The sequence below is a fragment of the Bradyrhizobium sp. i1.15.2 genome, from assembly GCF_040548425.1.
GTDB lineage: Bacteria > Pseudomonadota > Alphaproteobacteria > Rhizobiales > Xanthobacteraceae > Bradyrhizobium > Bradyrhizobium canariense.
Genome location: NZ_JBEPRQ010000008.1, coordinates 33,007 through 57,840 on the forward strand (window position 1 = coordinate 33,007; position 24,834 = coordinate 57,840).

Below are 24,834 nucleotides of genomic sequence, written 5' to 3' on the forward strand. Positions count from 1 at the left end.
TTTGCGTTGAATCGGGGTTTGCTCAAATGAGTTCCACAGGATCTGCACCGGCAAAGGCCGGCTTGCGCGTCGGCGTCATTGGCGCCGGCGTGATGGGCAGCAACCACGCGCGCGTGCTCGCGGGTCTTCCCGGCGTCAACCTCGTCGGCGTCGTCGATCCTTCGCCGGCACATCGCACGCGGGCGATGGAGCTTGCCAATTGCGCGAGCTTCGAGACGCTCGACCAGCTGCTGGCCGAAGGCGTCGATGCCGTGACCATCGCGGCGCCGACCCATCTGCATCACGAGGTTTCGCTCGCCTGCATCGCCAAGAACATCCACGTGCTGGTCGAGAAGCCGATTGCGTCCACGGTCGCGGAAGGCCGCGACATCGTCACTGCTGCGCAAAAGGCCGGCGTGACGCTGATGGTCGGCCATGTCGAGCGCTTCAATCCGGCGGTCGCCGCCGTCAAGCAGGCGATCGCGGGCGAGGATATTCTGTCGATCGCGATCACGCGCGTCGGGCCGTTCCCGCCGCGCATGTCCAATGTCGGTGTCGTCATCGATCTTGCCGTGCACGACATCGATCTGATCCGCTGGTTCACGGAATCCGACATCGTCGAGGTGCAGCCGCAATTGTCGAGTGCGGTCGCCGAGCGCGAGGACATCGCGCTCTTGCAGTTCCGCACTGCCAACGGCGTGCTCGCGCACATCAATACCAACTGGCTGACGCCGTTCAAGGCACGCAGTGTCACGGTCGCGACTCGCGGCAAATACGTGATGGGCGATCTCCTGACGCGCCAGGTCACCGAATGTTTCGGCTTCAAGCCTGACGGCAGCTATTCGATGCGGCATCTGCCGGTCGGCCATGACGAGCCGCTCCGCGCCGAGCTGATCGCGTTCCTCAAGGCCGTACGCAACGGCGAGACGCCGGCGGTTACCGGCGACGAAGGCGTCGCCAGCCTCGAGATCGCGACGCAGTGCCTGGAAACGCCGTCGCGGCCGGCCGCCTCGTCGTCTGCCCGCAAGGGTCCGCGCCGCGTTGCCGGCTGAACTCTTTCCATGTCGACCAGCCAAGAAGGCGCCATGAACCAGCATCTGCGTTCCGAACCCATTCCCTTCATCGATGTCGCCTCGCAGCGCCGCCGACTTGGCGATTCGCTCGATGCCGCCGTGAAGCGCGTTCTTGATCATTGTCAGTTCGTCAACGGCCCTGAGGTCGCCGAGCTCGAGAAGCAGCTTGCGGCCTATTGCGGCGCCAAGCACGTCATCGGCTGCGCCAGCGGCACCGATGCGATCCTGATGGTGATGATGGCGAAGAATGTCGGGCCGGGCGACGCCGTGTTGTGTCCGTCCTTCACCTTCATCGCGACGGCTTCGCCGGTGGCGCGGACCGGCGCGACGCCGGTTTATGTCGACGTCGACGAAGCCACCTTCAACATGAGCCCGGAATCGCTCAAGCGCGGCATCGCAACCGCCCGCAAGGCCGGCTTCAAGCCGGTCGCGGTCATTCCGGTCGATTTGTTCGGCCAGCCGGCTGATCATGACGCCATCGCCGAGATCGCCAAGGCCGAAGGCCTGTTCGTGCTCGATGACGCAGCGCAAGGCTTTGGCGCGAGCTACAAGGGCCGCAAGCTCGGGACCCTGGCGCTTGCCACCGCGACCAGCTTCTTCCCCGCAAAACCGCTCGGCTGCTTCGGCGACGGCGGCGCGATCTTCACCGATGACGACGAGCTCGCGGCGACGCTGCGCAGCATCCGCGTGCACGGGCAGGGCGTCGACAAATACGACAACGTCCGCCTCGGCCTGACCGGCCGGCTCGACACCATGCAGGCCGCGATCCTGATCGAGAAGCTGAAGATCTTCGATGACGAGATCGCCGCCCGCAACAAGGTCGCCGCGCGCTATGCGCGCGGTCTCAGCAATGTGGTCACCGTGCCGCGCGTGGCTCCCGGCAATACGTCGGTCTGGGCGCAGTACACGATCCGCCTTCCTGAGGGCACCGACCGCGACGGCTTTGCCGCCGCGCTGAAAGCCCAGGGCGTGCCGACCGCGATCTATTACGGCAAGTCGATGCATCAGCAGACGGCCTACAAGCAGCACCCGGTCGCCGAGGGCGGCCTGCCGGGCTGCGAGAGCCTGTCGCAGGACGTCATCAGCCTGCCGATGCATGCCTATCTGACCGAAGCCGATCAGGAGCGAATCATCGCCGCCGTGCGCGGCGCGCTTTCAGCCTGATTTCGCTGCTCTTACCCTCTCCCCTTCGGGAGAGGGTGGCTCGCCGCAGGGCGGCGAGACGGGTGAGGGGTCTCTCTCCGCAGGGAATGCGCGGAGAGAGACCCCTCACCCCAATGAGCTTGTGTCTACTTGCGGCGCTGCCCTCTCCCACAAGGGGAGAGGGCACAGCAATGCGCATCGCAAGATGCAATCGACCTCTGTTCGATAAGTCTCTAAAACAGACGCATGCTCGGACGTATCTTCACGGTTGGTGGTTACACGCTGCTCTCGCGGCTGACGGGGTTTGCCCGCGACATCATGCTCGCGGCGATTCTCGGCGCCGGCCCCGTGGCCGACGCCTTTTTCGTGGCGCTGCGGCTGCCCAACCATTTCCGTGCGATCTTTGCCGAGGGCGCCTTCAACGCCGCCTGGGTGCCGGCTTACGCGCACGTCCATGGCGAGCGCGGGGAGGGAGCGGCAAGATTGTTCGCCGACCGCATCTTCACGCTGCTGCTGGCCTCACAGGTGGTGCTGCTGATCGTCGCCTGGCTGTTCATGCCGCAGGCCATGAGCATTTTGGCGCCGGGCTTTTCCGAGGACGCCGAACAGCGCAAGCTCGCGATCGAGCTGACCCGTATCACCTTTCCTTATCTGCTGCTGATCACGCTGGTGACGCTCTATGGCGGCATGCTCAACGTGATGCAGCGCTTTGCGAGCGCCGCAGCCGCGTCGATCTTTCTCAACATCTCGATGATGATGACGCTGGCGCTCGCCGCCTGGTTTCCCAGCGCGGGCCACGCCGCCGCCTGGGGCGTTCTAATCTCCGGTTTTTTGCAGTATGTCCTGCTCGCCGGTGATCTCGCCGGCCATGGCGGCCTGCCGCGCTTTGCGCCGCTCAAGCTCGACGAAGACGTCCGCGGCTTCTTCAAGGCGCTTGGTCCGGCGACGCTGGGCTCTATGGGCACGCAACTCGCGCTGTTTGCCGATACCATCATCGCGACTTTCCTGCCGGCGGGCGCGCTGTCGGCGCTGTACTATGCCGACCGTCTCAACCAGCTCCCGATCGGCGTGATCGGCATTGCCATCGGCACGGTGCTGCTGCCTGAGATGTCGCGGCGGATCACAGCCAACGACCATGACGGTGCGATGAAGGCGCAGCGCCGTGCGTTCGATTTCACGCTGCTGTTCTCGGTGCCGTTTGTCGCCGCCTTCCTCACCGTGCCCGACGCGATCATGCGCGCGCTGTTCGCCCGCGGTGCGTTCTCGAAAGCCGATGCCGCCGCTGCCGGCGCCACGCTCGCGGCCTATGCCATCGGTCTGATCCCCTTCGTGCTGATCCGCAGCGCGGTCGCAACCTTCTATGCGCGCAAGGACACGGCGACGCCGGTGCGGGCGTCGCTGACCGGCATCGCGGTCAACGTCGCCTTGAAAATTGCCTTAATGGGATCGCTGGCCCAGATCGGCCTTGCGCTAGCAACCGCCGTCGGCGTCTGGACCAACCTGCTGCTGGTGCTGTTCTTCGCGGTGCGGCGAGGCTTTCTCGTGCCGGACCGCGCGTGGCTATTGTCGCTCGCCAAATTCCTGCTGACCGGGATCATCCTGGCCGCCGCCTTCTGGCTCATCGCGCGCTTCGGCGGTCCATCGTTGGGCTCGATGCACTTCCGAGACGAATTGACGCTGCTTCTGCTGGCCGTCGGGGGCACGATCGTCTATGCGCTCGCCATCCTTGCGCTGTTCGGCCGCCGCTGGCTGGTCTCGCTGGTGCGCGGTTAGCTTTTTCATATTTTCAACGCATTGACGGCTCGACCTTGTCGGCACGGACCAGTCTCGATCGTCCTTGGATGGACACATCTCGGACGTGCGGTGGATGGACCCCGCACAATTGACGTGATGCCGTCACCTTGAGCCGGCAAAAATCGAACTAGGAGCACTGTTTATGAGGATCACCGTCGAAACCAACGTAGCAGCCCCCATCGATCAGGTCTGGCGAGCATATACGACGCCGGCCGACATCATGAAGTGGAACGCCGCGTCCGACGACTGGCATACGACTAAGGCGACCGTCGATCTGCGAGAAGGGGGTGTCTTCTCATCTCGCATGGAGGCCAAGGACGGCAGCATGGGCTTTGACTTCGCCGGTACCTACACGAAAATCATCGAGCACAAGCGGATCGAATATGCGTTCGGCGAGCGAAAAGCCGAAGTCGAGTTTGTGCCCGGCCCGAAGGGCGTTCTCGTCCGCGTGGTCTTCGATGGCGAATCGACGCACTCGGTGGAGCAGCAGCAAGGCGGTTGGCAGGCAATCCTCGACAATTTCGCACGATACGTGGAAGCGAAGCAGAAGAAGTCGTGAAGGGCGTTAACGGGCGTCGTCGGCTTCGGCGCCCGGCACCCTCAGATAGGGACTCGCCTCCAGGATGCAGCGAACCTCTACACATCTCTTGATTTTGCACGATTGCTGTGGTAATCGCGTCGCATGATCAAATCAGTGCGCAAACTCAACCGCAACCACATGACCCGCTTCGGCTGGGCCGTGGAAGGAGTCGTGCGCTAGGAATTCGACGACGACATCTTTTCACCAGGCCCCGCCGGCATCGGACGGGGCCTTTTGTTTGGCCACGCTTCCCTGCCGGCATAACAGCAGGAGCGTCCGATGCCACCCCAACAGACGAACATGACATCCGAGACCGAGAGGCTCCCTCTCGAACTTGCCTCGACGTGGAGCATCCCAGGCTTGCTCGCGCAATACTGGCGTGCGTTCCAGGACTGGCGCTGGCGGCAGGGTCCACACATCGCCTTGCAGGACCTGAGTGACAGGGAGCTGATGGATATCGGCCTGACGCGTGGCGAGGTCGACTACATCTCGCCGGAACGGGCTATCGAAAGGCTGAGAGATAATGCGAGGACCCTGTGGGGCCGCGGTGGGATGTGACAGACCAGCGGTTCTGCCGACCTTCGCAGCGACAAGGAGAGGAGGCGACCATGATGTCGCATGCGCCGAGTGCCCCGGCGGATTTGGAAATCCGCCGATTGACTGTCGATGATCTCGACCTCTTTCGCGACATTCGCGCGGAGGCGCTTCGGACGCACCCTCAAACATTTGGTTCTGCTGAAGAGGACGAGGGCGGAGAGGCGATGCTGACTGCCTATCGGCATTGGCTCAGCGGAGCGATCCTTGGCGCCTTCTGGCGGGCAAATCTGATCGGAGTCGCGGGCTTCTACGTGTCGCCAGCTCTTCGGTCGCAGCACAGGGGTCACATCTTCACGGTTTACGTGAGGGAAGATGGCCGAGGTCAAGGAATCGGAGATCGACTCATCAAGGAGCTTCTTGCCCATGCCGAGGGATGCGTCGAGCAGGTGCATCTTGAGGTCCTGCTCGAAGCAACCGCTGCAATCAGGACCTACAAGCGTAATGGATTCGAGGTCTACGGCACGGATCCCGCTGCAGTCCGTATAGGTCATATCACGTATGACAAATACCTCATGGTCAGGAAATTCAGCCATTGAGGGGCGGGCTCGCTCGAAGCCCCCGAGCGCGGCTTCGAATCATCGGCCTTGACAGGCACGGCCCGCCTAAACCCGTTTGCCTTGCCAGTTTTTCCACGGCAATATGCCGGCAAAACAACCATGAGAAACGGGACGAGAAAATGGCGGCTCCCATCAAGTTCGGCGTTGGCCAAAGTGTGTTGCGCAAGGAGGATGACGCGCTTATCCGCGGCAAGGGCCGCTATACCGACGATTATGCGCCGCAGGCCGCTTTGCGCTGCCTGATGCTGCGCTCGCCGCATGCGCATGCCAAATACACCATCGATGCGAGCCGCGCCCGCGGCTTGCCCGGCGTTGCGCTGATCCTAACCGCGGCCGACGTCGCCGATCTCGGTGACCTGCCGTGCCTGTTCAATCTCGAGACCGACCCGTTCAAGGGCCCGCCTTACCCGATCCTCGCCAAGGACGAGGTTCGCCATGTCGGCGATTCCATTGCCTTCGTCGTAGCCGAGACCATCGACCAGGCCCGCGACGCGATCGAGGCGATCGACGTCAAATGGAGCCCGCTGCCGGCGGTGACCGGCGTCGTCAACGCCGTGAAGAAGGGCGCAGCCTTGGTCTGGCCGGACAAGCCCGGCAACGTGCTGTTCGACGTCTCGATCGGTGACAAGAAGGCGACCGAAGCGGCCTTTGCCAAAGCGCATGCGGTGGCCGAGATCTCGATCGTCAATCCGCGCGTGGTCGCGAACTTCATGGAAACGCGCGCGGCAGTGTGCGAATATGACGCCAAGCGCGACCATCTGACGTTGACGGTCGGCAGCCAGGGCAGCCACCGCCTGCGCGATATCCTCTGTCAGAACGTGCTCAACATTCCGACCGACAAGATGCGGGTGATCTGCCCCGACGTCGGCGGCGGCTTCGGCACGAAGCTGTTTCCGTATCGGGAATACGCCCTGTTGGCAGTCGCCGCGCGAAAGCTGAAGAAGGCGGTGAAATGGGCTGCCGACCGCACCGAGCATTTCATGGGCGACGCGCAGGGCCGCGACAACGTCACCACCGCGAAGATGGCGCTGGCCGAGGACGGCAAATTCCTCGCGATGGATTGCGATCTGATGGGCGACATGGGCGCGTATCTGTCGACCTTCGGGCCCTATATCCCGCATGGCGGCGCCGGCATGCTGCCGGGCCTCTACGACATCCAGGCGTTCCACTGCCGGGTGCGTACCATCTTCACCAACAGCGTGCCGGTCGATGCCTATCGCGGCGCCGGGCGGCCCGAGGCTGCTTACGTCATCGAACGTCTCGTGGACGCCTGTGCGCGAAAACTCGACATGACGGTGGATGCCATCCGCCGCAAGAATTTCATCCAGCCGAAGGCGCTGCCCTACAAGACCGCGACCGGCAAGGTCTATGATTCCGGCGACTTCGCCGCGCACCTGAAGCGCGCGATGGAGATCGCCGAGTGGAAGGAGTTTGGCAAGCGAGCCAAGGCGGCCAAGAAGAACGGCCTGATCCGCGGCATCGGACTTGCGAGCTATGTCGAGGTGTGCGGCACCATGGGCGAGGAGACCGCCAATGTGCGGATGGACCCCAATGGCGATATCACCGTCCTGATTGGCACCCAGTCGAGCGGGCAGGGCCATCAGACCGCCTATGCGCAGATCGTTGCCGAGCAGTTCGGCGTGGCGCCCGAGCGCGTGCACGTCCACCAGGGCGACACCGACATGATCGCCACAGGCCTCGGCACCGGCGGCTCGGCTTCGATCCCGTCGGGCGGTGTCAGCGTCGAGCGCGCGACCCGCGAACTCGGCGCGCGGCTCAAGGAGATCGCCGCGCAGGTGCTGGAAGCCAGTGCCGGCGACCTCGAGATTACCGATGGCCTGGTGCGCATCGCCGGCACCGACCGTTCGATCTCGTTCGCCGACCTCGCCAAGCGTCCCGGCGTCGATCCGTCGAAGCTCAATGCGAGCGCAACCTTTGCCAGCGCCGACGGCACCTATCCGAACGGCACCCATGTCGCGGAGGTCGAGATCGATCCGGCCACCGGCATCATCAAAATCGTCAACTACGTGATCGTCGACGATTTCGGCATGACGCTCAATCCGCTGCTGCTGGCCGGCCAGGTCCATGGCGGCGCCATGCAGGGTATCGGCCAGGCGTTGATGGAGCAGGTGGTCTATGGCGCCGGCGACGGCCAGCTCGTCACCGCGACCTTCATGGACTACGCGTTGCCGCGCGCGGCGGACGGGCCGGACTTCGTGTTCGAGACTGCCAACGTTCCCTGCAAGACTAATCCGCTGGGGGTGAAGGGCGCGGGCGAGGCCGGCGCGATCGGGTCCTGCCCGGCCGTCGTCAACGCCATCGTCGACGGGCTCTGGCGCGAGTACAAGATCGACCACATCGACATGCCGGCGACCCCGGAGCGGGTGTGGATCGCCGTCAATGAGCACCATCGCCGTCACAGCCTGTGACAATCTTCCACGGGAATGAACTCTGCCGAGCGGTGTTGGCCCCATTGAGGGGTCGGCACGATCGTGCAGCACGGCGATCCTGCATCAAGGCAATCCTGCATCAAGGAAAGGGATTTTGAGAATGAAGCGAATGTTGGTTGTTGGGGGCGCGCTCCTGCTCGGTATGGGCGCGGTTTGGGCACAACAGGACTCCGTCAAGGAGGTCCAGACCCTGATGAAGGGCAATGGCAAGAACGCCGGCGCAGTGGCGGCGATGGTGAAGGGCGAGAAACCCTACGACCAGGCCACGGTGGACAGCGCGCTGGCGCAGTTCGAGGACACCGCCAAGAAGTTGCCGAATCTGTTTCCCGCGAGCGCAAAGGGCATGAAGCCCGAGGGCGACTACAGCGCCTCGCCGAAGGTCTGGGAGGACAAGACCGGGTTCGACGCCAAGGTCGCGAGCTTCGCCAAGGTCGTCGGTGAGGCCAAGGGCAAGATCAAGGATATCGACTCGCTCAAGGCGAATTTCCCCGCAGTCGGCAAGGAATGCGGCGGCTGCCACGAGACGTTTCGCGTGAAGAACGGTTGACGCAAAAAAAGATTCGTAGCCCGGATGGAGCGCAGCGCAATCCGGGAATCCATCCGAGCTGACAGACTGCCCCGGATTGCGCTGCGCTCCACCCGGGCTACTGGGAATCAAGAAGGGCGGCCTGCGAAAGCAGCCGCCCTTTTATTGCGTCGCGTGTCGCCGCTGGAAATTCTATCCGCAAGGCCTGACGGATCGCTGCCGGAGCAGCTATCTTTGCTCCAGCGCCGCGGCATTGGCGTGAGCTTTTGACGCCGAAGCATCCCGCTCCTGACTCATGCATGACATCAGGAGTTCCAATCCGCGGCGAGCACCTCAATCAGCAACAGCGAGACAAGCCATGGTCAAACCGTTCCCGTCGAAGACGCACATCGGCAACCATATGCTGCATCCGGAAACGCTGATGCTGACCTATGGCTACGATCCGCAATTGTCGGAAGGCGCGGTCAAGCCGCCGGTGTTCCTGACCTCGACCTTCGTGTTCAAGACGGCCGAGGACGGGCAGGACTTCTTCGATTTCGTCTCCGGCCGGCGCGAGCCGCCGGAAGGGATGGGCGCGGGCCTGGTCTATTCGCGCTTCAATCACCCCAACAGCGAAATCGTCGAGGACAGGCTCGCGATCTACGAGCGCACCGAGAGCTGTGCGCTGTTCTCGTCCGGCATGGCGGCGATCGCGACCACGATTCTGGCGTTCGTCCGCCCCGGCGATGTCATTCTGCACTCCCAGCCGCTCTACGGCGGGACGGAAACCCTGCTGACGAATACGCTTGCGCGTCTGTCGATCGGCGCCGTCGGTTTTGCCGATGGCGTCGACGAAGCCGTGGTCAGTCAGGCCGCGGAGGAGGCCATGCGCAAGGGCCGCGTCTCGATGATTCTGATCGAAACTCCGGCCAACCCGACCAACGGGCTGGTCGACATCGCGATGATGCGGCGTGTCGCCGAGACCATCGGAAAGGCGCAAGGACACGTTCCGATCATTGCCTGCGACAATACGCTGCTCGGACCGGTGTTTCAGCGGCCGATCGAGCACGGCGCCGATATTTCGCTGTACTCGCTCACGAAATATGTCGGCGGTCATTCAGATCTGATCGCGGGCGCCGCGCTCGGCGCGAAGGCGGTGGTGAAGGGCATCAAGGCGCTGCGGGGCGCCATCGGCACCCAGCTCGATCCGCATTCCTGCTGGATGATCAACCGGTCGCTCGAGACGCTGAGCCTGCGCATGGAAAAGGCCGACGCGAATGCGCGCCTCGTGGCGGACTATCTGCGCGATCATCCCAAAGTGGCCAAGGTGCACTATCTCGGTCATCACGACGCGGCGTCGCCGGACGGACTTGTGTTTGCGCGGCAATGCACAGGGGCGGGATCCACGTTCTCGTTCGACATCGTCGGCGGCAAGGCCGCGGCCATGAAATTCCTCAACGCGCTGCAGATTCTCAAGCTGGCGGTGAGCCTTGGTGGAACGGAGTCGCTTGCGAGCCTGCCTGCCACCATGACCCATTCCGGCGTTCCCGCCGACATCCGCCGCAAGATCGGCGTGCTCGATTCCACGATCCGGCTGTCGATCGGCATCGAACACCCGTCGGATTTGATCGCCGACCTCGCGCAGGCGCTGAACGCGGCCGAACCTGACGTGTGACGCCTGCGCCGGCGCTACGGGAATCGAAAAGGGCGACTGCGATGGCAGCCGCCCTTTTCTGTGCAAAAGTTTACTTCGTCACCTGACCGCGGATCTCGCCGCCCGGATTGGCCGCGGTGTGGATGTTGACGTAGAGCTTGCCGCCGAGCAGATCGGCGGCCTGCGCGTCGGTCAGTGTCGCCGAGCCCTCGGCCGGGCTGGTGGCAGCGCCTGGGATCGGGATCGCGACGCCGGCGTTCTTGCCGGGCTCGGCAGGTCCGTGGAAATGCGCCGCGGTGGCGGGGCCAGACAGGCCGGAATAGGTGACCTTCCAGGACAGCTTCTTGCTGGCAGCGTCGTAATCCAGATCGGCCGTTCCGGTGCCGCTGCTGGTCGTTGCGGGGACTTCGGACTTGGCGTCGAGCGTTGCTTTCAGCTTTTCCGCGCTGGCCGAACCCGCAAAAGCAACGGCGCCAAGCACTGACATGGCGATGACGATCTTGTTCATGGTTTTTCTCCCTGCTGAACCCGTTTGGGCTGCCAAACTTCCAACAGCCGGCATTTCAGTTTATTCCCGTTTCTGGCGGCGGGGGGCTAAATTCTTCGTGGCTGGAGCGGCGAAGACATCGATCATAAGCTTCGCCGCGACCAGGAAAGGACCGTATGTTGCGACGAACAATCTCGGTGGCGCTGCTTGCCGCACTCGCTGCAGCGGGCGTCTATTGGTGGCTCAGCGCGCCGGTGGTGGCGGCCGCCGGCACCGCGCCTGCCCGCGTCCCTGATCTTGCCAATGGCGAGGTGATGTTCAACGCCGGCGGCTGCGCCTCATGCCATGCCGTCCCCGACCAGCCGGATCGAACCAGGCTCGGTGGCGGCGTCGCGATCAAGTCGCCGTTCGGAACGTTCTACGCGCCGAATATCTCGTCCGATCCGATGGACGGCATCGGCAAATGGAGCGAGGCCGAATTCGTCAACGCGGTGATGCACGGGGTCGCGCCGGACGGGCGGCATTATTTTCCGGCCTTTCCCTACACGTCCTATCAGCACGCCAGGCGCGAGGACGTGCTCGATCTCTTTGCGTATCTGAAAACGCTGCCGGCCGTGGCAGGCAGGGTGCGCGACCACGACGTGCGCTTTCCGTTCAATATCCGGCGCAACGTCGGCATCTGGAAATTCTTATTTCTGGACGGCAAGCCCTTCGTCGCCGACAGCGCGAAGTCGCCGCAGTGGAATCGCGGCGCCTATCTCGTCAACAGTTTTGGCCATTGCGCGGAATGCCACAGCCCGCGCAACGCGCTTGGCGGCATCATCGCCGGACAACGCTTCGCCGGCGGTCCCAATCCGGAAGGCGAGGGATGGGTCCCCAACATCACCCAGAAGGGCATTGGCGAGTGGAGCGCGAAGGATATTGCCTATTTCCTGAAGACCGGCGAATTGCCCGACGGCGACAGCGTCGGCGGCGCGATGACGCGGGTGATCAAGAACACCTCGCAATTGCCGGACGACGATCTCGCGGCGATGGCGGATTATCTCAAATCGCTGCCGCCGGTGGACGGTCCGCCGCGTCCCAAGCGCAAGGAGGGCGGCGCCTGATCAGGCCCGCCCTTTTCCGGACGGTCAACTCGCGCCAAAGGCCTTGAAGGTGATGATGGTGAGGGTGTCCTGGATGCCGGGCAACACCTGCACCTTCTCGTTGACGAAGTGGCCGATATCGGTGTCGTTGTCGACGTAGAACTTCACCAGCAGGTCGTATTGACCGGCCGTGGAATAGATCTCGGAGGCGATCTCGGCTTCGGCAAGCGCATTGGCGACCACATAGGATTGGCCGAGCTTGCATTTGATCTGGACGAAAAAGGGAACCATCGCGGTCACTCCGAAAGCATATCTGGCGGCTAATAGGCCAAACCCGGCCGGATTTAGCAAGCGAACTTGCTGGGTTGAGGCAGGCGCGCTAGGACGGGCCATGGCTTCGAAAACGCGGAAAATCGCCCCATGACGACGCCCGTCGCGCTGACCATTGCCGGCTCCGATTCGAGCGGCGGCGCCGGCATCCAGGCCGACCTGAAGACCTTTGCTGCGCTTGGCGTCTTTGGCGCTTCCGCCATCACGGCGCTGACCGCGCAGAACACCCGCGGCGTCACCGGCATTCACGCGGTGCCCGCCGAATACGTCACCGCGCAGATCGACGCGGTGTTTTCCGATCTCGAGGTCGGCGCGGTCAAGATCGGGATGGTGGCGCAAGCCGCCAGCATCGATGCGATCGCGGCCGCGCTGTCGCGCTGGGCACCCCGGCATGTCGTGCTCGATCCCGTGATGGTGGCGACATCGGGTGATCGCCTGCTCGCGTCCGAAGCCGTCGACGCGCTGCGCATCAAACTGATACCGCTGGCCTCGGTGATCACACCCAATCTGCCCGAGGCCGCGGCTCTGCTCGACGAACCGGTCGCGGCCAGCGAGGCTGAGATCGAGAGCCAGGGGCGCCGACTGCTGGCGCTCGGTTGCCGGGCAGTCCTGATCAAGGGCGGGCACGGCGAGGGCGCCGAGAGCATCGACTATCTCGTCGATGCCAGCACCACGATCGCGCTCGCCGCGCCGCGCGTTGCCACTCGCAACACCCATGGCACCGGCTGCTCGCTGTCCTCGGCGGTCGCCGCCGGGCTCGCCAGGGGCGAGGATCTCGAGCACGCCGTGCGCAACGCCAAGACCTGGATCAGCGCGGCGATCGCGGCCGCCGACCGCTTCAGCGTCGGCCACGGCCACGGCCCGATCCATCATTTCCACAAATTTTACTGACGCCGCTCGCGAGCGCGCCGCAGTTCCGGGTTCTTGCGGAGGGCGCTGAGGCGCCATGTCGCCTGATTGTCGCATGCGACTGATATTCGCGGGGTGGGCGAGGCAAGCGCGATTCGTATCCGAAGGTGCCTCAAAGGTTCAATTGGTCATCCCCCTGTCACGGGACATTGTTACAGGCTGGCGCATGGGAAGTTACGATGTGAGTGACGAGAGCCCGGAGCGGCGCTTTCGCACGTTGTTCATCTCCGACGTTCATCTCGGAGCCCGCGGTTCTCAAGCCGACCTTCTGCTCGACTTCCTGCGTTTCCATGATGCCGACACGATCTATCTCGTCGGCGACATCGTCGACGGCTGGGCGCTGAAATCGAGCTGGCATTGGCCGCAATCGCATAACGACCTGGTCCAGAAGCTTTTGCGCAAGGCGCGCAAGGGCGCCAAGGTGATCTACATCCCCGGCAATCACGACGAGTTCCTGCGCAACTATTACGGCACACATTTCGGCGGCATCGACGTGGTCGAGAACACCGTCCACACCGGTGCGGACGGCAAGCGCTATCTCGTCATCCACGGCGACATCTTCGACCTCGTGGTGCAGAACGCACGCTGGCTCGCCCATCTCGGCGACAAGGCCTACGACTTCGCGATCCAGCTCAATCGCTTTGTCAACTTCTTCCGGCGCATGTTCAAGGTGCCCTATTGGTCGCTGTCGCAATGGGCGAAGCAGAAAGTCAAGAACGCCGTCAACTATATCGGCGCGTTCGAGCAGGCGCTTGCCGCCGAGGCGCGGCGCCACGATGCCGACGGCGTGATCTGCGGCCACATACATTACGCGGTGATCCGCGACGAGGGCGGTATCCGCTACATGAACTGCGGTGACTGGGTCGAGAGCTGCACGGCGCTGGTCGAGCACGACGACGGCCATTTCGAGATCATCACCTGGGCGGACCAGGCCGAGAAGCCGGCACAGGTCCCGCAGGTTGCAGCCAGAGCTGCATGACAAGGGCAGCCTGATGCGCATCCTGGTCGCGACCGACGCCTGGCACCCGCAAGTCAACGGTGTGGTTCGGACGCTGACCAAGCTTGCCGACGCCGCCAAAAGTCTCGACGTCGAATTCTCGTTCCTGACGCCGCAATCGTTCCGCACCTTTGCGATGCCGAGCTATCGTGACGTGCGGCTGGCCATGCCGCGCCCGGGCAGAATCGCGAAGCTGATCGAAGAGGCGCATCCGGACAGCATCCACATCGCGACCGAGGGGCCGATAGGCCTGATGGTCCGCCGCTATTGCCGCCAGCGCAAGCTACCCTTCACGACCAGCTTCCACACCCGCTTTCCCGAATATGTCCGCGCCCGCGTGCCGGTGCCGGGCTCGCTGATCTGGCGGGCGCTGCGCCGATTCCACAGCCCCAGCCGCGCCGTGATGGCGGCAACGCCGGCGCTTGCCTGCGAGCTGACCGAGCGCGGCTTCGACAACGTCGTGCTGTGGCCGCGCGGCGTCGACACCCATTTGTTCCATCCCCGCGCGATTGATCTGTGCCTGCCGGCACCGGTGTTCCTCTCGGTCGGCAGGGTGGCGGTGGAGAAGAATCTCGAGGCGTTCCTCGATCTCGACCTGCCCGGCACCAAGGTAATCGTCGGCGATGGTCCGGCTCGTGTCGCGCTGGAAGAGGCCTATCCGGACGCGATCTTTCTCGGCGAAAAGCACGGCGAGGAGCTGGCGGACATCTACGCGGCCGCCGATGTCTTCGTGTTTCCGAGCAAGACCGACACGTTCGGCCTGGTCCTGCTCGAAGCGCTGGCGAGCGGCCTGCCGGTTGCGGCGTTTCCGGTGAAGGGGCCCCGCGACGTGATCGGCGATGCGCCGGTCGGCGCGCTCGATCACGATCTGCGCAGCGCCTGCTTTGCCGCGCTGGACATCTCCCGGCAGGACTGCGTCGAATTCGCCGCCAACTACACCTGGGAGGCCTCGGCCCGGGCTTTTATCGACAGCATTTTGGCGGTCGGCGCGGTGCTGCCGGGCCGGAACGGGGGGGAGCCGGCGCGATTCGTCGCCTGAGGCCCCAGAATGCTCGCGCGGAGATGCCTTGCCCGCGCCTCATCCGCCGCGATAACATCGGGCATGACAGAACAGCTCCTCCCGATCGGCCCTGCCGATATCGATGCCGCAGCCCGCGTGATCGCACCCTTCGCCGTCCGCACCCCGCTGTTGTCCTTTCCCGTGCTCAACGAACGCGTCGGCGCAAAGGTCTATCTCAAGCCGGAGATGCTCCAGCGCACCGGCTCGTTCAAGTTCCGCGGTGCCTTCAACAAGGTCGCCTCGATCCCGCAGGACAAGCGCGCCGGCGGCGTGGTCGCGTTCTCCTCCGGCAACCACGCCCAGGGCGTGGCGGCGGCGGCCAAGATCCTCGACATGCAGGCGACCATCGTGATGCCCGCGGATGCGCCGTTGTCGAAGCGCGAGCGCACCAAATCCTACGGTGCCGAGGTCGTGCTGTACGACCGCGACCGCGACGACCGCGAGGCGATCTCGCGCGGCATCGCCGAGAAGCGCGGCGCGACGCTGGTCAGGCCCTATGACGATCCCTTCGTGATCGCCGGCCAAGGCACCGCCGGCCGCGAGATCGCCGAGGACATGGCGGCGCTCGGCCTCGCGCCTGACATCGTGGTGGCGCCGGCCTCCGGCGGCGGCCTCATCGCGGGCGTCGCGACGGCCGTGAAGGCGCGCTATCCGCTGGCGCAAATCGTCGTCGCCGAACCCGAGGCTTTCGACGATCACGGCCTGTCCCTGACCGCAGGTCATCGCGAGCCGCACGGGCCGGCAGGCCGCACCATCTGCGATGCGCTGATGGCCCTGATCCCCGGCGAGATGACGTTCGCGATCAACAGCAAGCTGCTCGCGCGCGGCGTGACCGCGTCGGACAAGGAAGTCGGCGCGGCCGTCGCGTTTGCCTATCGCGAGCTGAAGCTCGTGGTCGAACCGGGCGGAGCGGTCGGCCTGGCCGCGCTGCTTGCGGGGCGACTTGATGTTGCCGGCAAGAATGTCGTCATCGTGCTCTCCGGCGGCAATGTCGACGCTGATTTGTTTGCGGAGCTGGTGGCCTGATACTCTAAATCTTCTGACATGAAGAAGGGCAGAGCGTCACCGCTCTGCCCTTTGTCGTGTGTGGCCGACCGCGATCAGTGCATGAAGCCGCGGTGGTTGTTGCCGCCGTTGCCACCCTGGCTCTGGTTCATCGACTGCCGAAAGTTGTTGCCGCCATTGTTGACCATGCGATTGGTCTCGTTGAACTGCGGGTGGTTGTTGTTCTGCACCTGCACCTTGTTCACGGGGTTGTCGCTGATCTTGGCGCCGTTGTTGATGCGGATCGGGTTGTTCTGCGTCTGAACGTTGACGGGCTTCGTGTCGATGGTCGTGCCGCCCTTGCCGACATTCACCGGCATGCTCACGATCTTGCCTGGATTGCCACTGATTGTGCCGTTGCCAGTACCGTTCGGCGTCTTGTTGGTCGCAGGCAGCGTCACGATCTTGCCGATGCCGCCATTGTTGTTGGTGGTGTTGGTCGGCGCGGGCAGGGTGACGATCTTGCCCGGGGTCTGCGACGGCGTGCCGTTCTGCTGGTTGGGCTGGTTGTTGCCCGCCGGCAGGTTGACGATCTGGCCGCCATTGCCGAGCTTGCCGATGCCGTTGTTGTCGCCCGACTTCTGCACGATCGGCAAATTGCCGTTCACTTGCGCACCGCCATTACCCTGCTGCAGCGGCATGTATTTGGGCTGGCCGAGATTGCCAATCTTGAAGGTCGGGGCGATATTCTGCGGCGCCAGGAACTTGGTCGCCTGCATCAAGGGGATCTGCTTCGGCTGCATCTGGAGCTTGAGCGCGACCTGCGCATAGGGCGTGTTGCCGTAGCTGTCGTAGAAATTCTTGTATCCGAGCGGCGAGTTCGCGAGCACCGCCTTGTGCCAGGCCTGCGTGAGCAGCAGGTTGTTGAGCAGCCAGCGGACATGGTCGCACAGCGGGTCGTGCGGATACATCGTGATGAACTCCTGATAGTACTCCGGCCGTGCTTCGGACACCACGTAGTCATAGGCCTGGCGGGTCGAGCGGCTCGGCAGGTTGGAGGCCATCTGCACGACAGGCGCATTCACGGGCGCGCGGTTGGCGGCGACAGCTGTGTCGCCGAAGAAGGTGAAGTCCGACGTCAGCGACGAGCTCTCCCACGGGATCTGCGCGCCGCTGGTGGTCTGGTTCACTTCGAGGCGCACGCGCTTGAACAGTTGCTCGATCGGCACGTTGGGCTCGCGCGCGACGTTCAGGAAGGCCTGCGTGTAGGGGCTGTGACCGCCGGTGCCGTCCTGCGCTTCCGCGCCCGGCGCGGTCGAGTAACCGACGATCGAACCGTTCGGCGCATCGACGATCGCCAAGCCGCGGCCGGCATCGTTCACGTTCGGAAACGGGTTGTTGCGGCAGGCATCGAGGATGACGATGCGCATGCGGCTCGGGATCGTCTCCAGCGTCGACATCACGTCGACCAGACGGACGGAGTTGTTGACGAGCTCGGTCTGGCTCGAGACCTTGGCGTCGACGGGAACGAGGTAGTTCTCGCCGGCGAGCTGCACGCCGTGACCGGCGTAGTAGACCATCGCCACCGTGTTCGGACCGCGCGCCGACACTTTGGCGGAGAAATCCTGCACCACGCGAAGCATGTCGTTCTGGGTCAGGTCGGTCGCGGCGACCACTTCGAACCCGGCCGAATTCAGGAACTTCGCCATCGAGTCCGCGTCATTGTCGGGGTTGGCGAGCTGCGGCGCGTTCTGGTAGTTCGAATTGCCGATCACCAACGCGACGCGCTGTTCCGGGCCTTGCAGCGCGGTGGGGGCTGGCTCGACCGGGGCGACTTGCGCGGAAACAGGGCCGGAGGCGAAGCCGAACAGGCTTCCCAAAAGGCCTGCAGTCATCAGGAAAGATTTTAGGCGGAACATGGCGTGCTCCTTTGGCACTGATCTCGATACGAGATTGGTTGCCGGCAAGCTTGGCCGCGTTCGACTTTGAGGTCCGTGATCGCCATCACCATGGTAGGCTGCGTGATCTGAATCACGCTTGGAACCCGCCAAGGTGGGTGCACGATGGGAGGACAGTCAGTCACATGCTGAAATCGATCGATCCGATCCTCACGCCAGATCTGCTCTGGCTGCTGGCGTCCATGGGCCATGGCGACGATCTCGCTTTCGTCGATGCCAATCACCCCTCTGCGCGCATCGCGCAGAGCACGCATTCGCAGCGCCTGATCCAGTTGCCGGGCATCAGCATGCAGACCGCGATTCGCGCCATCATGTCGGTCTATCCGCTCGACGATTTCGATCCCGATCCGGTCCGCGTGATGATGCCGGTCGACGATCCCAGCCGCGTCCCCGACGTGCAGCGCACGGTGCTCGCGGAGATCGAGCGTGCCGCCGGCCGGCCCGTCACGCCCGGAAAACTCTCGCGGTCGGATTTTTATCGCGCGGCGGCGGCGAGCTTTGGCGTCGTACAGGTGGGCGACAGCAGCAGTTACGGATGCTTCCTGATCAGGAAGGGTGTGATCAGCTAGCAGCGCGCGATCGAATGATGCGGGACGGCGTCACGCGTGCTCGAATGGTCCGACCTCGCGGATCACCTTGCAGATCTGCAGGAAGCCGCTGGCGTAGAACTCGGCATGTCCCCGCTTCATCGTCTCGACATGTTCGGGGTGAGTGCGCCAGGCTTCGAGCGCTTCCTCCGAGGCAAAACGGAACACGGTGAGCTCCTCGCCGTCCTCGGCCTTGAACGACTTGACCGACACAAAGCCGGGAAGACGGCTGACGATGTCGTACATGCGCGCGCCGAGCCGGTCGTGTTCGTCGACAGAGGCGCCGTCACGCAATTGCAGATCGCCAATGACAATCACTTCGCCAATCATGTTTCCTTGACCCTCGGTGATGGATTTCCGTTCCCGATCTCTTCGGTTTCGCGATGGGCTTTGTTACATCGCCCACCCGAATTTTGAATGGCCTGCCGGCATCCGACTGTCTATGGTCGGTCCATGTCGCGCTTTATGTGTCTATCTGTCGCTATCGTCCTATCGCTGCTGCCGGCTGTCGCGCCGGCTGCTTCAATCCAAAAGCGTCCCAAGCAAGCCTGGCATGGCTACGGCTTCCTGCCGGGCTATCGCCAGCCGCTGAGCAACAGCATTCCGCTCTATAAGCAGAAGGAAGCGATGCGGCGGATGTCGCCTAGCGACCGACGCCATTGGTACATCGATCCAGTTCCGCAATATTACGGCTGGGATGGTGAGTGGCGCTATTTCGGCCGGCCCGGCTTCGGCGGCGGCCGCTACAATGGCGGCAGTTTTGGCCCGTGCTGGACGCGAACGCCGATCGGCGCGGTGTGGAATTGCGGGTGATCGGCTGAGCGCGCAGCGGCTAGGGGAAGCTGCAGACGACCTCGATCAGGCCGACGATTGCGGTATTGAAGGCATCGAGGTCTTCGGCCGGAATCCAGTACTCCAGATGTGAGCGGCCCGCCTCCTGCACGTCGTTCTTCGCGATGAAGCTGCGCTCGACAGCAAAGCGCGTCACGAAGCCCGCGCCGCTCGCCGGGACATTCCAGTCGCGCGCGATCTTGATGGCGTAGTCTTCGGTCAAGACTGGATAGAAGATCGGCTGGTCGGGCAGGCGCGGCGGAAACGCGCGCATGCCCGTTTGCTGGATCAGCTCCAGCTCTTTCGGCCGACGGGACGCCAGAGAATGAGCGTGTCTTCGATGGAGGACATAGCTGCGTGCCCCTTACGAGAAGAACGCGATCTTCTCGGCCTGGGTCATGCGGCGGATTGGCGCCATGGGATCGTTGGCGGCGGCGCGGGGCTTTTGCAGGATGCCGCTGGCGAGGATAGTGGCGCCAAGTGAGGCTTCCGAAACCGGCGACGTCATCGGCAGCGTCGTGGCCTGCGCCGCGCCGAATGTCGCGGTGGCCGCCATGACCGGCGCCGGCTGCTCCATCACTTCGGCGGCGGCTTCCGCAATGGCGTTGGTGAGGCGCGCCAGCGATTCCAGCGCGATCGGCGCTTCCTCTACAGGCTCCTCCACCACCGCTGCGGCGGAGACTGGCTCGGCTGCGGCCGGCTCCGGTGCGATCGGCTCCGGTATCTCGGCTGCGATGGGCGCTGCGGCCTCCGCAACCACCGGTTCCGGAACGGTCGCTTCCATCTCGACCGGTTCGATGATCTCGTCGAATTCCGGATCGGGCGCGGCCATCTCCAGCGCAATGGCCTCGAGGATGGCTTCGTCCTCGGCTTCGGCGGCCGCATCGAGGGAAAATTCGTCCGTCACCTCCACGAAGGCCTCAGTGGCCGGCTCTTCAAAAGCGGCGGCTTCAGGTGCGATCAGGTTCTCGCCGACGGTCTCCGGCTTGAGCGCGGCGTCCATCGCCTGCTCCGCAACCGAGAATGCCTCGGCGACGCCGGCCGCTTCCACGGCGGCTTCGGGCTTGATCGCCTCTGCGATGTCCTGCGGCGCCTCCGTAAAAGCCACGGCTGCTTCGCTGGCCATCGCTGCAGGCGCGGCCTCCGCCAGCGGAGCTTCCGCGACGGGCGACGGTGCCTCCTGCACCGGAGCCGGCGAGGGGCGCGCGGCCTGCGGCGTTGCGTCAGCGTCGGTCTGGTCGATCCGGTCCTTGAGCAGGTCGAATGCGGCCTTGAGGTCGGCGCGGGGGTCGATGGTCGAAACCTGCACGCAGGCCGCCTCGATGGAAGCGAGCTGCGAATCAATCAGGTCGCAGATTCGCCCGTCGGCGCCGATCTCGCGCCAGCGCCAGGAGATCTCCTTGATGATGCGCAGCCCGCGCGGAATCGGCGCGAGGCTCGCCTCGATCGCCCCGGGATCGAACGCCGCGATCGCAATCGTCTCGGCTTCGCGGATCGCGTGCCGGATCGCGATCAGCGCCTCGGGCAGGCGGTCCTCGACGACGGGTTGGCGCTGTGCTGCAAGGGTTTCTTCGATTTTCGCGACCGCGTCGAGCACCATGCGGGTATCGGCATTGCGGTTGCGCTTGGCGTATTCGCCGAGGAACCAGCGGCCGCGCGCGGTCTCCATGAAGGCTTCGCGGATCGCGTCGTAATCCTGCTCGTTCGGCTCGGCCGCACGGGCAGACATAGGCGAGAGGGCGAATGCTTCGTTGGCCATGTCAATCTCGTCGCGCAAATCACCGCGCGTTACAGTAACGATCACCACGATATCAACCGAATCGCAATTGGTTTGATGGCAGGCGAATCACAAATCCCCATCGCAGCAGCTCAGAAGCGGCGATTCGCCGTGAGCCTCGCGCTGTTCTATTCGGCCGTGTTCGCGGTCTCGGGTACGCATCTGCCATTCTTTCCGGTCTGGCTGAAGGCGATCGGCATCGACGCGGCCTGGATCGGCCTCATCAACGCGCTGCCGGCGATCACGCGCTTCACCACGCTGCCGCAGATCACCGCCTTTGCCGAAAAGCGACATGCGATTCGCGCCGGCATGATGATCTCCGTGCTGGCGACGGCGATCGGGTTCACGGCGGTCGGCTTGCAGCAGCAGCCGCTGGCGCTGTTCCTGATCTATGCGCTGACCTGCATGATGTGGACGCCGACCATGCCGCTGACCGACGCCTATGCGCTGCGTGGTGTCGCCCGCTACGGCCTCGACTACGGGCCGGTGCGGCTGTGGGGCTCGGCAGCTTTCGCGGCCGGCTCGCTCGCCTGCGGCTATCTCGTAGACCGCATCGCGGCGCGCGATCTGATCTGGATCATCGTCGCCTGGGCCGTGATTGCGGTCGCCGCCGGCATGCTGCTGCAGCCGCTGGACGATGTCAGGCGACGGGCGATTGCGGTGCACGCCGGCAAGGCGCTGCTGCGCGATGCCGGCTTCTGGGCCATCATCGTTTCGGCCGCGCTGATCCAGGGCAGTCACGTCGCGTATTATACGTTCTCGGCCATCAACTGGCAGGCCCACGGCCTCGGCGGGCTGACGATCGCGGGGCTCTGGACGTTGGGCGTCATCGCCGAGATCATCGTGTTCGCGCTATCGCCGCGCTTCTCGCTGCACCCGTCCTCGCTCATGGCGATCGGGGGCGCAAGCGCGGTCGTGCGCTGGGTCGTCACCGCATATGATCCGCCGCTTGCGCTGCTGGCGATCGTGCAACTCGGCCACGGCCTGACCTTCGGGATGACGATCCTCGGCACCATGAGTCTTCTGGTGCAGCGGGTGCCGTCGCATCAGATCGCGCGGGGGCAGGGCTATTACGCCGCATGCAACGGGCTGTTAGGTGCGACCACCTCGATCGCGTCAGGCGCGATCTACGCTCGCATCGGCGACGGTCTGTATTACGTCATGGCCGCGATGGCCGCGGCCGGTGCGCTCGTGATCTGGTTGGCGCGGCACCGGCTCAAAGCTCATCCCCACAGCGAGGCATCAGGCGGATAGACCAGGCTGTCGTCGTAACGAAGGCCATGATCGCGGTCGTGCGCCAGCAGCAGCGGACCGTCGAGATCGACGAAGCGCGCCTGCGGCGTCACCAGCATCGCCGGCGCCATCGACAGCGAGGTTGCGACCATGCAGCCGATCATGATTTCGAAGCCGAGCGTCTGAGCGGCGTCGGCCATGGCCAGCGCCTCGGTGAGGCCGCCGGTCTTGTCGAGCTTGATGTTCACGGCGTCGTAGCGCTCGCGGAGCGACGCCAGCGAAGAGCGGTCGTGCACGCTCTCGTCGGCGCAGACCACCAGTGGCCGCTTGATCCGGGCCAGCGCGTCGTCCTTTCCGGCCGGCAGCGGCTGCTCGACGAGGGTGACGCCGACGGCCTCGCAGGCGGCAAGATTGTGCTCCAGATTGGCCTCGGTCCAGGCCTCGTTGGCATCCACGATCAGTTCGGATTCGGGAGCGGCCTCGCGCACCGCCGTGATCCGCTCCGGATCGCCGTCGCCGCCGAGCTTGATCTTGAGCAGCGGCCGGTGCGCCGCTTTGGCGGTCGCCGCCGCCATGGCCTCGGGTGTGCCCAGCGAGATCGTGTAGGCCGTGGTGCGCTCGCCCGGCACCGGGCGGTCGAGCAGGCTCCAGGCCCGCAGGCCGGCGGCCTTGGCTTCCAGATCGATCAGGGCACAATCCAGGGCGTTGCGGGCCGCCCCGGGCGGCATGGCGGCTTGCAGGGCCTGGCGGGTGAGGCCGCGGGCCACGGCCTCCTGCATGGCCTGGATGGCGGCAAGGGTCGCCTCGGGCGTCTCGCCATAGCGGGAATAGGGCACGCATTCGCCGCGGCCCGTCAGGGCGGCCCGGCTGACCTCGGCCACGACGGTGACGGCCTCGGTTTTGGCGCCCCGGCTGATGGTGAAACTGCCTGCGATGGGAAAGCGCTCGATTCGCGCGGCGAGGGCAGGAACTTTGCTGGAAGTCATTTTGAACTCTGGCGAAATCTGAACCTGCTGGTTACCTCTAGCAACTAAGGTTAACCAGTTGGGGACACCTTCTCCGGGTAAGGGCGCGTGCGCAACCATCTGATTTCAACCGTTTCTCGCGCCCCGGCACGGGAGCGGACATCTTGAACGGCGATCCGAAGCTGGAACGGATTGCGAAGGGCAATGCGCTGGCACTCTGCGCCACCGGAACCTGGACCGCGAGCTTCGCGCCGGTCCTGGAGCGGATGGTGGCTGACGCCGAGAAGCTCGCCGGCGGCCCACAAAGCATCTTCATCGACGTCTCCGAGGTCTCCAAGCTCGACACTTTTGGCGCCTGGCTGATCGAGCGGCTGCGCCGCAGCCTGACGCAGGGCGCCGTCGAGGCGCAGATCGCCGGCCTCTCCGCCAATTATTCGAGCCTCGTGGACGAGGTGCGGCGGGTCAGGGCGACGCCCGCCATCGACACCAGCACGATCACCATCACCGGCATGCTGGAGCAGATCGGCCAGACCGTGGCCGGGGTTGCCGGCACCGTGGCAGGCCTGATCGACATGCTCGGCGCGGTGCTCGCGGCGGGCTCACGCACCCTGATTCACCCGCGCTCGTTCCGCCTGACCTCGACCGTGCATCATCTCGAGCAGGTCTGCTGGCGCGCGGTGCCGATCGTGGTGCTGATCACCTTCCTGATCGGCTGCATCATCGCCCAGCAGGGCATCTTCCACTTCCGCAGGTTCGGCGCCGACATCTTCGTCGTCGACATGCTCGGCGTGCTGGTCTTGCGCGAGATCGGCGTGCTGCTGGTCGCGATCATGGTCGCCGGCCGCTCGGGCAGCGCCTACACGGCCGAGCTCGGCTCGATGAAGATGCGCGAAGAGATCGACGCGCTGCGCACCATGGGCTTCGATCCGATCGAGGTGCTGGTGCTGCCGCGCATGCTGGCGCTGGTGCTAGCGCTGCCGATCCTGGCCTTCCTCGGCGCGATGGCCGCGCTCTATGGCGGCGGTCTCGTCGCCTGGCTCTATGGCGGCGTCGATCCCGAAGCCTTCCTGCTGCGCCTGCGCGACGCCATCTCGATCGACCATTTCATCGTCGGCATCGTCAAGGCGCCGGTGATGGCCGCGGTGATCGGCATCGTCGCCTGCGTCGAGGGCCTCGCCGTGCAGGGCAGCGCGGAATCGCTCGGACAGCACACGACGGCGTCGGTGGTGAAGGGCATCTTCTTCGTCATCGTCATGGATGGCGTGTTCGCCATCTTCTTCGCCTCGATCGGGATGTGAC

General features: G+C 64.5%; 25 protein-coding genes. 18 read left to right on the top strand and 7 right to left on the bottom strand.

Annotated elements, in window-relative coordinates:
- The first annotated feature begins 26 nt into the window (after positions 1 to 26).
- From ABIB80_RS16710 to ABIB80_RS16750, 9 genes are all read left to right on the top strand, one after another.
- The gene (locus ABIB80_RS16710; RefSeq protein ID WP_354127994.1) at positions 27 to 1,031 is read left to right on the top strand and encodes a Gfo/Idh/MocA family oxidoreductase; all 1,005 of its coding nucleotides are present in this window, start codon (positions 27 to 29) and stop codon (positions 1,029 to 1,031) included.
- A 9-nt stretch (positions 1,032 to 1,040) separates the two neighbouring features.
- The gene (locus ABIB80_RS16715) at positions 1,041 to 2,216 is read left to right on the top strand and encodes a DegT/DnrJ/EryC1/StrS family aminotransferase (RefSeq protein ID WP_354127995.1); all 1,176 of its coding nucleotides are present in this window, start codon (positions 1,041 to 1,043) and stop codon (positions 2,214 to 2,216) included.
- A 225-nt stretch (positions 2,217 to 2,441) separates the two neighbouring features.
- Positions 2,442 to 3,968 (top strand): murein biosynthesis integral membrane protein MurJ, encoded by a 1,527-nt coding sequence (gene murJ / locus ABIB80_RS16720; protein WP_354127996.1) that lies wholly within the window; start codon positions 2,442 to 2,444, stop codon positions 3,966 to 3,968.
- A 163-nt stretch (positions 3,969 to 4,131) separates the two neighbouring features.
- Positions 4,132 to 4,548, top strand: coding sequence for an SRPBCC family protein (locus tag ABIB80_RS16725; protein WP_354127997.1), 417 nt, complete (start codon positions 4,132 to 4,134; stop codon positions 4,546 to 4,548).
- A gap of 321 nt (positions 4,549 to 4,869) precedes the next feature.
- Positions 4,870 to 5,127 (top strand): DUF1127 domain-containing protein, encoded by a 258-nt coding sequence (locus ABIB80_RS16730; protein WP_354127998.1) that lies wholly within the window; start codon positions 4,870 to 4,872, stop codon positions 5,125 to 5,127.
- A gap of 50 nt (positions 5,128 to 5,177) precedes the next feature.
- On the top strand, positions 5,178 to 5,702 hold the full coding sequence (locus ABIB80_RS16735; protein WP_354127999.1) for a GNAT family N-acetyltransferase: 525 nt from the start codon (positions 5,178 to 5,180) through the stop codon (positions 5,700 to 5,702).
- A gap of 140 nt (positions 5,703 to 5,842) precedes the next feature.
- Positions 5,843 to 8,152: a xanthine dehydrogenase family protein molybdopterin-binding subunit gene (locus ABIB80_RS16740; RefSeq protein WP_354128000.1), complete on the top strand. Its 2,310-nt coding sequence runs from the start codon at positions 5,843 to 5,845 to the stop codon at positions 8,150 to 8,152.
- A gap of 121 nt (positions 8,153 to 8,273) precedes the next feature.
- On the top strand, positions 8,274 to 8,720 hold the full coding sequence (locus tag ABIB80_RS16745; RefSeq protein WP_354128001.1) for a c-type cytochrome: 447 nt from the start codon (positions 8,274 to 8,276) through the stop codon (positions 8,718 to 8,720).
- Between the two features lie 337 nt (positions 8,721 to 9,057).
- Positions 9,058 to 10,353 carry a cystathionine gamma-synthase family protein gene (locus ABIB80_RS16750; protein ID WP_354128002.1) on the top strand — a complete coding sequence of 432 codons (1,296 nt, stop codon included), beginning with the start codon at positions 9,058 to 9,060 and terminating at the stop codon, positions 10,351 to 10,353.
- A gap of 70 nt (positions 10,354 to 10,423) precedes the next feature.
- Here ABIB80_RS16750 and ABIB80_RS16755 read toward each other — a convergent pair whose 3' ends face one another.
- Positions 10,424 to 10,840: a CHRD domain-containing protein gene (locus ABIB80_RS16755; RefSeq protein ID WP_007602019.1), complete on the bottom strand. Its 417-nt coding sequence runs from the start codon at positions 10,838 to 10,840 to the stop codon at positions 10,424 to 10,426.
- 155 nt (positions 10,841 to 10,995) lie between these two features.
- Here ABIB80_RS16755 and ABIB80_RS16760 point away from each other — a divergent pair, with 155 nt between their 5' ends.
- Positions 10,996 to 11,925, top strand: coding sequence for a c-type cytochrome (locus tag ABIB80_RS16760; RefSeq protein ID WP_354128003.1), 930 nt, complete (start codon positions 10,996 to 10,998; stop codon positions 11,923 to 11,925).
- A 24-nt stretch (positions 11,926 to 11,949) separates the two neighbouring features.
- Here the strand turns inward: ABIB80_RS16760 and ABIB80_RS16765 are convergent, their stop codons facing one another.
- Positions 11,950 to 12,195 carry an Lrp/AsnC ligand binding domain-containing protein gene (locus tag ABIB80_RS16765; protein WP_007602021.1) on the bottom strand — a complete coding sequence of 82 codons (246 nt, stop codon included), beginning with the start codon at positions 12,193 to 12,195 and terminating at the stop codon, positions 11,950 to 11,952.
- A gap of 129 nt (positions 12,196 to 12,324) precedes the next feature.
- Between ABIB80_RS16765 and thiD the strand changes: the two genes are divergently transcribed.
- The 4 genes from thiD (at position 12,325) to ABIB80_RS16785 (ending at position 16,226) form a co-directional block, all read left to right on the top strand.
- Entirely contained in the window at positions 12,325 to 13,125 is an 801-nt protein-coding gene (gene thiD / locus ABIB80_RS16770) for a bifunctional hydroxymethylpyrimidine kinase/phosphomethylpyrimidine kinase (RefSeq protein WP_354128004.1), read from the top strand.
- Positions 13,126 to 13,309: 184 nt separating this feature from the next.
- The gene (locus tag ABIB80_RS16775) at positions 13,310 to 14,122 is read left to right on the top strand and encodes a UDP-2,3-diacylglucosamine diphosphatase (protein WP_007602023.1); all 813 of its coding nucleotides are present in this window, start codon (positions 13,310 to 13,312) and stop codon (positions 14,120 to 14,122) included.
- 13 nt (positions 14,123 to 14,135) lie between these two features.
- Positions 14,136 to 15,179, top strand: a complete 1,044-nt coding sequence (locus ABIB80_RS16780) for a glycosyltransferase family 4 protein (protein WP_354128114.1) — start codon at positions 14,136 to 14,138, stop codon at positions 15,177 to 15,179.
- Positions 15,180 to 15,242: 63 nt separating this feature from the next.
- Positions 15,243 to 16,226 (top strand): threonine/serine dehydratase family protein, encoded by a 984-nt coding sequence (locus tag ABIB80_RS16785; RefSeq protein ID WP_035994560.1) that lies wholly within the window; start codon positions 15,243 to 15,245, stop codon positions 16,224 to 16,226.
- Positions 16,227 to 16,300: 74 nt separating this feature from the next.
- Here ABIB80_RS16785 and ABIB80_RS16790 read toward each other — a convergent pair whose 3' ends face one another.
- Positions 16,301 to 18,103: a caspase family protein gene (locus tag ABIB80_RS16790; RefSeq protein WP_007602026.1), complete on the bottom strand. Its 1,803-nt coding sequence runs from the start codon at positions 18,101 to 18,103 to the stop codon at positions 16,301 to 16,303.
- Positions 18,104 to 18,267: 164 nt separating this feature from the next.
- On the opposite strand from ABIB80_RS16790, the gene ABIB80_RS16795 reads away from it, so the two are divergent.
- Positions 18,268 to 18,711 carry an RbsD/FucU family protein gene (locus ABIB80_RS16795; RefSeq protein WP_354128005.1) on the top strand — a complete coding sequence of 148 codons (444 nt, stop codon included), beginning with the start codon at positions 18,268 to 18,270 and terminating at the stop codon, positions 18,709 to 18,711.
- 30 nt (positions 18,712 to 18,741) lie between these two features.
- Here ABIB80_RS16795 and ABIB80_RS16800 read toward each other — a convergent pair whose 3' ends face one another.
- Positions 18,742 to 19,059, bottom strand: a complete 318-nt coding sequence (locus ABIB80_RS16800; protein ID WP_219682822.1) for an antibiotic biosynthesis monooxygenase family protein — start codon at positions 19,057 to 19,059, stop codon at positions 18,742 to 18,744.
- Positions 19,060 to 19,182: 123 nt separating this feature from the next.
- Here ABIB80_RS16800 and ABIB80_RS16805 point away from each other — a divergent pair, with 123 nt between their 5' ends.
- On the top strand, positions 19,183 to 19,542 hold the full coding sequence (locus ABIB80_RS16805; RefSeq protein WP_007602029.1) for a hypothetical protein: 360 nt from the start codon (positions 19,183 to 19,185) through the stop codon (positions 19,540 to 19,542).
- 19 nt (positions 19,543 to 19,561) lie between these two features.
- On the opposite strand, the gene ABIB80_RS16810 is transcribed toward ABIB80_RS16805, so the two are convergent.
- Positions 19,562 to 19,834, bottom strand: coding sequence for a hypothetical protein (locus ABIB80_RS16810; RefSeq protein WP_354128006.1), 273 nt, complete (start codon positions 19,832 to 19,834; stop codon positions 19,562 to 19,564).
- Positions 19,835 to 19,924: 90 nt separating this feature from the next.
- Positions 19,925 to 21,319 carry a hypothetical protein gene (locus ABIB80_RS16815; RefSeq protein ID WP_354128007.1) on the bottom strand — a complete coding sequence of 465 codons (1,395 nt, stop codon included), beginning with the start codon at positions 21,317 to 21,319 and terminating at the stop codon, positions 19,925 to 19,927.
- Between the two features lie 75 nt (positions 21,320 to 21,394).
- Between ABIB80_RS16815 and ABIB80_RS16820 the strand changes: the two genes are divergently transcribed.
- Positions 21,395 to 22,591, top strand: coding sequence for an MFS transporter (locus ABIB80_RS16820; protein WP_354128008.1), 1,197 nt, complete (start codon positions 21,395 to 21,397; stop codon positions 22,589 to 22,591).
- On the opposite strand, the gene dgcA is transcribed toward ABIB80_RS16820, so the two are convergent.
- Entirely contained in the window at positions 22,561 to 23,556 is a 996-nt protein-coding gene (gene dgcA, locus ABIB80_RS16825) for an N-acetyl-D-Glu racemase DgcA (protein WP_354128009.1), read from the bottom strand. The genes ABIB80_RS16820 and dgcA overlap by 31 nt on opposite strands.
- Before the next feature lie 143 nt (positions 23,557 to 23,699).
- Here dgcA and ABIB80_RS16830 point away from each other — a divergent pair, with 143 nt between their 5' ends.
- Complete coding sequence (locus tag ABIB80_RS16830) at positions 23,700 to 24,833, top strand: MlaE family ABC transporter permease (protein ID WP_354128010.1); 1,134 nt, start codon at positions 23,700 to 23,702, stop codon at positions 24,831 to 24,833.
- Position 24,834: the final 1 nt, after the last annotated feature.